We start from the raw sequence: 6,137 nt of genomic DNA, 5'->3' as shown, positions 1-6,137 counted from the left end.
TGGAAGGATATGGAGGCGCTGGACTTTGAGATGGAGGGGACGATCCCGGAAGGGTGTATGGTAATAGTGACGGCCTCGCTGGATTGCCTGGGCGTCAGTGATACGGGTGCAGGGGGCGGACTGGTGAACACGCCTTCGTTCAGCCCTGCGGCGATCCTGGCGGCTTTCAGGACGACGGAGCCTCTTTCGCTGGAGGAGCCGCTGAAAGTGAGGAAGGAGGCCCGGGGGCGTCACCCGGGCTTGTGTTATGCGGGGAATGAGTTGCTGGAAAAGATGGCTAAAGGGGCGGAAAAGATGAGGGCTAAGGAGAAAAGGGGAAGCCGGAGGGTAAGAGCAGATGGGTTATCGGGAAGTGGCACGGGGAGAAACGGGCCGGAGGGTGTTGTGGAGAATGAGAGGGGGGTGAGTTCGGAGGGTGTGTTGAGCGTAAAGGAAAGATTGAGCACTGATGGTGATGAAGGGATGCCTTTTGTATTGGGAAAGAGATTTTCCCTTTAAAGGTGGTTTTCTCTTTAAAACGGGTTTCTCTTTAAGGGAAGGAATATAGGGGGCGGCCTTAAATGGGGGGCGAAGGGGACGGAGATGTAAGGCATACTAGCCGTGGTTTTGAAGAAAGAGCGCATGGGAGGCGGGAAAAGGTGACATGGCAATATCAGGGCTGATAGTTGCGCTGCATAAGTGGTGCGGGAACTGCTGGCGGGTTACATTCCCGGGCCTGCCTGGAAGTGCTGATGCGTCAAGGTATATTTTAAACCTTATGTATCGCAGCCTGGTCAAAAAGCACGTCCTGTCCGCCGGGGACGAGCGGGGATTTGCGATATAGGACAATTTCCTCTAAGTTTGTAAGATATCATAATCCGAAGATTTATCAGACAGGGAAAAAGATGCAGCGTAAATTCGATGAGTTACTTGAGAAACACAGCTTAAAAAAGACAGCACCGCGAAACAGTGTTCTTGAAATACTTTCCGGCAGGAATGTAGCCACTTCTCAGCCTGAACTCGAAGAGATATTAGGAAAAGATATTGACAGAGTGACCCTGTACCGCATTCTTAAAACCTTTGAAGAAAAGGGGATTATCCATAAGATCATCGATATCAACGGTACTGCAACATACGCTATCTGCCAGTCGGAATGCAGCGAACACGATCATCATGATGAGCATATACACTTTAACTGCACTGTTTGCGGAAATGTGTATTGCCTGAATGACATGCACATTCCGCCGGTAAATGTTCCTCAGGGATTTAAGGTGGAGTCTGTAAGCCTTATCGTCAGCGGGACATGCGATAAATGCCAAAACGAAAAAAAGGATTAAACCAGCCGGTCCTTAATCACCAGCGTTCCCGCCATGATGTCGTGAAGGCATTGTTGCCTTCTGTTAAAAAAGCCCGTAAAATACCCGATACCCAGAGTTAAAACCGGCACAATTTTAAGAAAGTTACGCAAAAGACTTCTCGAAAAGCTGATCCGGTTACCCTGCTCGTCCGTCACCTTAATTCCAAGCCAGCTTTTTCCGAAAGTGCCCTGCCTTTCTGAAGCTTCCATAAAAACACCGATAATGATCTTCGTTACAGGGATCAGGGGGATGCCCGTCAGTGAAAAAGCCACACGCAGATATTGCGATTCCACGAAGGAAACCATAACAATTAGCACAAGCACATATACGAAGAGCACCAGTATATAATCAATCGCTACAGCGAGCAGGCGGCTGTCGATTCCAGCGTAATACTGAGGCGCGGGTATAGCGCTATGTTTGAACCCCATAAGGTCACAAAGCTCTGCCACCTCCCTCGCCTCTTTATAATCGGCCATGCCTCTTGTTTTCACGAAAGTATCCGGACTAATTTTTAGATCTTTCAGCTGATCTTTAAAAAAAGGCCCCTGGGGTTTGCCCCCTATAACTACGAGATATTCATCTTCCAGCATATTAATACCGTTCTACGACAAACTTAGAAAGCCCTCCTTCAAAGTCGATAATGATCTTCCGTGAAGCGGAGTTAAAGTTTGAAGTAATATACGAACCGTCTGATTGCTTTTCAAAACCAGCGAACTTATTCGACGATAATCCGGAGTCTGTATTAATCCTGCAGGCAGCACCGGAAGGAATTGCAATATGTATTTTGGAAACGCCGGTCTCAATCTTTACATAGGTCTCAGCTGACGGCTCTCCAAGCTTCATGTCCAGTTTTGTCGCCCCCCCTTTGAAGGTCAGCTTTTTTATTTTGAAAGCAGTGAAATCGAAATTAGCTTTTCCGGCTCCTGTCTCTACGTTAATATCCCATACCGGTCTGGTATTGAGAGAAATGATTGCGCGGTTAGGGGTATCTTCACCTAATGTCCAGCTCCCCTCCGTCATTTTAAAATCGAGGGTTTCCGAACTGTCCCTGGAAGTTTTCTTCAGTGAATAACTTCCTATACTGCTATTTACCCTAGCCGAAAAAAGATCACTGGTAGTATCCCGAAGTTCGTATGCGGTAGCACCTCCCGAAACATTGAGGGTGGCTATGCCTGCGCCTGCCGCGTATGGTTCACTATAGACCTGATACTTTGATTCTCTTGACGTGCGACCTTTGTCGCGATCGTTGTGGAAAAACCATTGTGCCTGATCATCAGATTCACGTGTCGCGCCCTGCCATCCTATAAAACCCAGAGCGGCAATGGTAAGAAAAACAGAAACGAGCTCACCGGTTTTGGAATCACCCCGGGAAAAGAGCATGTTGGCTCCAATCAGGATGAGAATGAGCGGCCAGAACCGCCACACGACGATCCATTGGAAATTTATCACATCAAAGTTTTCAAGAAGAAGGATCCCTCCTACAAAAACAAGAACAAGACCCCAGATTATTTTATCCGTTTTCATAATTTCTAAGCTAATGGCTGATCGCCCGGTTGATCTTTATCATTTGTTTCAAATCCTTTTGATTTCTCCGCCGTGCTGTCTGCCCCGCTAAAGGTATTTTTTTTTCGCGAGTTTCCGAGAATAAGAACACCGACAACAATCAGTACAACGGGCCAAAGCTTCTGCATGGAAAACCAATACGGAATATAATCAAATTCCCTGAGCATAAAATATCCGCCAAGCGCAATCAAAATGATCCCGGCTATGTACCTCCCCTTTCCTTCCTTCTTCAACGGAGGAAAGTCAAATTCCGGCGGCCTTTTGTAATCTGTTCCGCTCCCCCTCTGATAGTTGGGTTCATAATTATTCCCGTAGGACTCGAAGAATGGCTTTGCCGGCACTACAATCCATAAGATGATATAGATCAGTACCCCTGAGAAGCCAAACACGGCCATTAAAACAAAAATTATCCTGACCCACGTCACGTCCATATCAAAGTACTCCCCTAATCCCGCTGCAACACCTGCCAGTACCTTTTTATTTTCATCCCTTTGCAGTTTCTTTTCCATATTATGTTTATTTAAGATCCGCCCGCATCTTTGCGGCAGAATCATTATTATTGAATTAGATTTCCGGCTAAACGTTTTGTTACAATTATTCGCTTGATAATTAACAAACTGAAAGTATAATTAAAACATCCTTTAGCAGGAAAGTGTTGTTCGACAAAAGAACAGGGGACGTCGGTAGCAAAATAATGGATCCGGAGATACCTGACAAGAAAATAACTTATACACTATAAAGAAATGTTTACTCACTTTGGACGTTATATCCTGTTGTTAAAGGCCGTTTTCAAGCGGCCTGAGAAATGGAAAATTTACTGGACTAATATTTTCAATGAGATGGTCTACATTGGGGTCGACTCTCTCTACCTGATCGGGATTATTTCTGTGTTCGTAGGGGCTGTAATGACATTGCAGATTGCCTTTCAGCTTCAAAGTGATTTGATTCCCAGAACCATCATCGGTTCGGTAAACAGGGACTCTACGATCCTGGAACTAAGCCCGACCATCAGCGCACTGGTCCTGGCCGGAAAGATCGGTTCGTCTATTGCTTCTGAAATAGGAACCATGAGAGTGACCGAGCAGATCGACGCGCTTGAAATTATGGGGATCAACGCTCCCGGCTATCTCATCCTGCCCAAGATAGTAGCAGGAATTACGATGATTCCGCTTCTTGTTACCATCTCTATCGGACTTGCTATTATGGGCGGATACATCGGAGGAACATTTTCTGGCGCTATAAGCGGAGCAGATTATTACCGCGGTATTACTGAGGGCTTTGTTCCTTATACTATCGCAGTGGCGCTGGTGAAAGCCTTCTTTTTTGGATTCATTATCACCTCTGTGTCTTCCTACCAGGGCTTTTATGTAAAAGGCAGTGCTCTTGATGTTGGCAGGGCCAGCACGAAGACTGTTGTGACCAGTTGTATTGCTATTCTCGCGGCTGATTATGTTATTACGGGCCTGATGTTATGATTGAAATTAAAGATATTCATAAATCGTTTGACGACAATTATGTTCTCAAGGGGATTTCGGGTGTATTTCAGGATGGAATGAACAATCTCATCATCGGGGGATCGGGGTCGGGCAAAACAACTTTGCTTAAATGTATGGTAGGGCTTCATACACCCGACCAGGGATCTGTTATCTACGACGGACGGGATTTTACAAAGATGAATACCGAAGAGCGCATTGAGATCCGGAAAGAAATCGGAATGCTTTTCCAGAACTCTGCACTTTTTGACTCGATGACCGTCGAGCAGAATATTATGTTTCCACTCGATATGTTCACTACTCAAAGCAGAGCTGAAAAGCTTGAAAGGGTAAACTTCTGCCTCGAAAGAGTTAATCTTGCGGGCAAAAATAAACTGTTTCCGGCAGAGCTGTCGGGGGGAATGAAGAAAAGGGTGGGAATTGCCAGGGCTATATCCATGCAGCCTAAGTACTTATTTGTGGATGAACCTAACTCGGGACTTGATCCGCGCACTGCGATCCTGATTGACGAGCTCATTAACGAAATCACAGATGAGTATAATATTACTACTGTGGTGGTCACGCACGACATGAATTCCGTGATGGGCATCGGTGAACATATCCTTTTCCTTTACGAGGGACTGAAAGAATGGGAGGGCTCGAATAAGGAAATCGCCCATACTGACAATCAGCAATTAAATGACTTTGTTTTCGCCAGCAAATTTACGCAGGCAGCAAAGGATAAACTCTAAGAGGATAAGATGTATGCGGGATAAATTATTCAGGTCAAATACAAAGCAATGTTGTCCATTATACCTATTTTTACGGCGGTTAACTGGCAATTAATGCTGATTGCTGAGGGCTAATAGCTTTATTTATACATGATTTCATTACTTACCCCTTCCCACTGGAAAGACTACGAACTTATTGATTGCGGCGATTTCGAAAAGCTGGAACGCTTTGGCGATATCATTCTCATCCGGCCCGAACCGCAGGCTGTATGGGGAAAACAGTTGCCCCAGTCGGAATGGCAAAAACTACACGATATCCGTTTTAAAGGGCGGTCTGCAACTTCAGGTGAATGGATAAAGAAAAATCCCAAAACACCTGACCGCTGGTATATTAATTATGCCAATAAGGATGTAAACATAAAATTAAGGCTGGCACTTACTTCTTTTAAACATGTAGGGGTGTTTCCGGAGCAGGCTGTAAACTGGGATTATATTTCAGAAAGTATCAAACTGTTTAAGACTGCTGAACCAAAGGTGCTCAATCTGTTTGCTTATACAGGCGGTGCGTCCCTTATTGCAAAAGCGGCTGGTGCCGATACCACTCATGTTGATTCTATTAAACAGGTGGTTACCTGGGCGAATGAAAACCAGGAACTTTCGAATTTGCAGAATATCCGGTGGGTGGTGGAAGATGCATTGAAATTTGTAAAAAGGGAGATCAAGCGGGGTAAGAAATATAATGGTATTATCCTTGATCCTCCGGCATACGGACACGGGCCTAACGGCGAAAAATGGAAACTTGAAGACCATATCCTGGAGATGATGCAGGATGTGTCAAGGCTTCTGGATGAAGAGGAACACTTTCTAATACTCAATACATATTCCCTGGGATTTTCATCTGTTATTGTTGAAAACCTGCTTAAAAGCACTATACAGAATCCGCAGAACATGGAAACCGGTGAACTCTATCTCCAGGCAACCGCAGGGAATAAGCTTCCGCTGGGTGTGTTTGGGAAGGTGAGAAGGGTTTAAAT

Annotated in this window: 8 protein-coding genes; 5 read left to right on the top strand and 3 right to left on the bottom strand. The window is 45.4% G+C overall.

What is annotated here, in order from left to right; genetic code table 11:
• Together DDR33_RS26080 and DDR33_RS23960 are read left to right on the top strand one after the other, a co-directional pair.
• On the top strand, positions 1-498 hold a 498-nt coding region (locus DDR33_RS26080), incomplete at its 5' end, for a hypothetical protein (RefSeq protein WP_158280855.1).
• 386 nt (positions 499-884) lie between these two features.
• On the top strand, positions 885-1,316 hold the full coding sequence (locus DDR33_RS23960; protein ID WP_109418340.1) for a Fur family transcriptional regulator: 432 nt from the start codon (positions 885-887) through the stop codon (positions 1,314-1,316).
• Here the strand turns inward: DDR33_RS23960 and DDR33_RS23955 are convergent.
• The 3 genes from DDR33_RS23955 to DDR33_RS23945 are packed head-to-tail and all read right to left on the bottom strand — an operon-like array spanning position 1,313 to position 3,409.
• Positions 1,313-1,927 carry an RDD family protein gene (locus DDR33_RS23955; RefSeq protein WP_109418339.1) on the bottom strand — a complete coding sequence of 205 codons (615 nt, stop codon included), beginning with the start codon at positions 1,925-1,927 and terminating at the stop codon, positions 1,313-1,315. The genes DDR33_RS23960 and DDR33_RS23955 overlap by 4 nt on opposite strands.
• A 1-nt stretch (position 1,928) precedes the next feature.
• Complete coding sequence (locus tag DDR33_RS23950) at positions 1,929-2,861, bottom strand: LiaI-LiaF-like domain-containing protein (protein ID WP_109418338.1); 933 nt, start codon at positions 2,859-2,861, stop codon at positions 1,929-1,931.
• Between the two features lie 5 nt (positions 2,862-2,866).
• The gene (locus tag DDR33_RS23945) at positions 2,867-3,409 is read right to left on the bottom strand and encodes a PspC domain-containing protein (protein WP_158280854.1); all 543 of its coding nucleotides are present in this window, start codon (positions 3,407-3,409) and stop codon (positions 2,867-2,869) included.
• Between the two features lie 234 nt (positions 3,410-3,643).
• On the opposite strand from DDR33_RS23945, the gene DDR33_RS23940 reads away from it, so the two are divergent.
• The 3 genes from DDR33_RS23940 to DDR33_RS23930 all read left to right on the top strand — a co-directional run bounded on the left by DDR33_RS23940 (position 3,644) and on the right by DDR33_RS23930 (position 6,135).
• Positions 3,644-4,375, top strand: coding sequence for an MlaE family ABC transporter permease (locus DDR33_RS23940; RefSeq protein WP_109418336.1), 732 nt, complete (start codon positions 3,644-3,646; stop codon positions 4,373-4,375).
• The gene (locus DDR33_RS23935; protein ID WP_109418335.1) at positions 4,372-5,124 is read left to right on the top strand and encodes an ABC transporter ATP-binding protein; all 753 of its coding nucleotides are present in this window, start codon (positions 4,372-4,374) and stop codon (positions 5,122-5,124) included. Before DDR33_RS23940 ends, DDR33_RS23935 begins: the two co-directional genes overlap by 4 nt.
• Before the next feature lie 129 nt (positions 5,125-5,253).
• The gene (locus DDR33_RS23930; RefSeq protein WP_109418334.1) at positions 5,254-6,135 is read left to right on the top strand and encodes a class I SAM-dependent methyltransferase; all 882 of its coding nucleotides are present in this window, start codon (positions 5,254-5,256) and stop codon (positions 6,133-6,135) included.
• Positions 6,136-6,137 lie beyond the last annotated feature (2 nt).

Origin of the sequence: Pararcticibacter amylolyticus, assembly GCF_003130405.1 — a bacterium.
Classification (GTDB): domain Bacteria; phylum Bacteroidota; class Bacteroidia; order Sphingobacteriales; family Sphingobacteriaceae; genus Arcticibacter; species Arcticibacter amylolyticus.
Note: the sequence above shows the minus strand (reverse complement) of the source record. Positions and strands in the feature narration are given on the sequence as shown.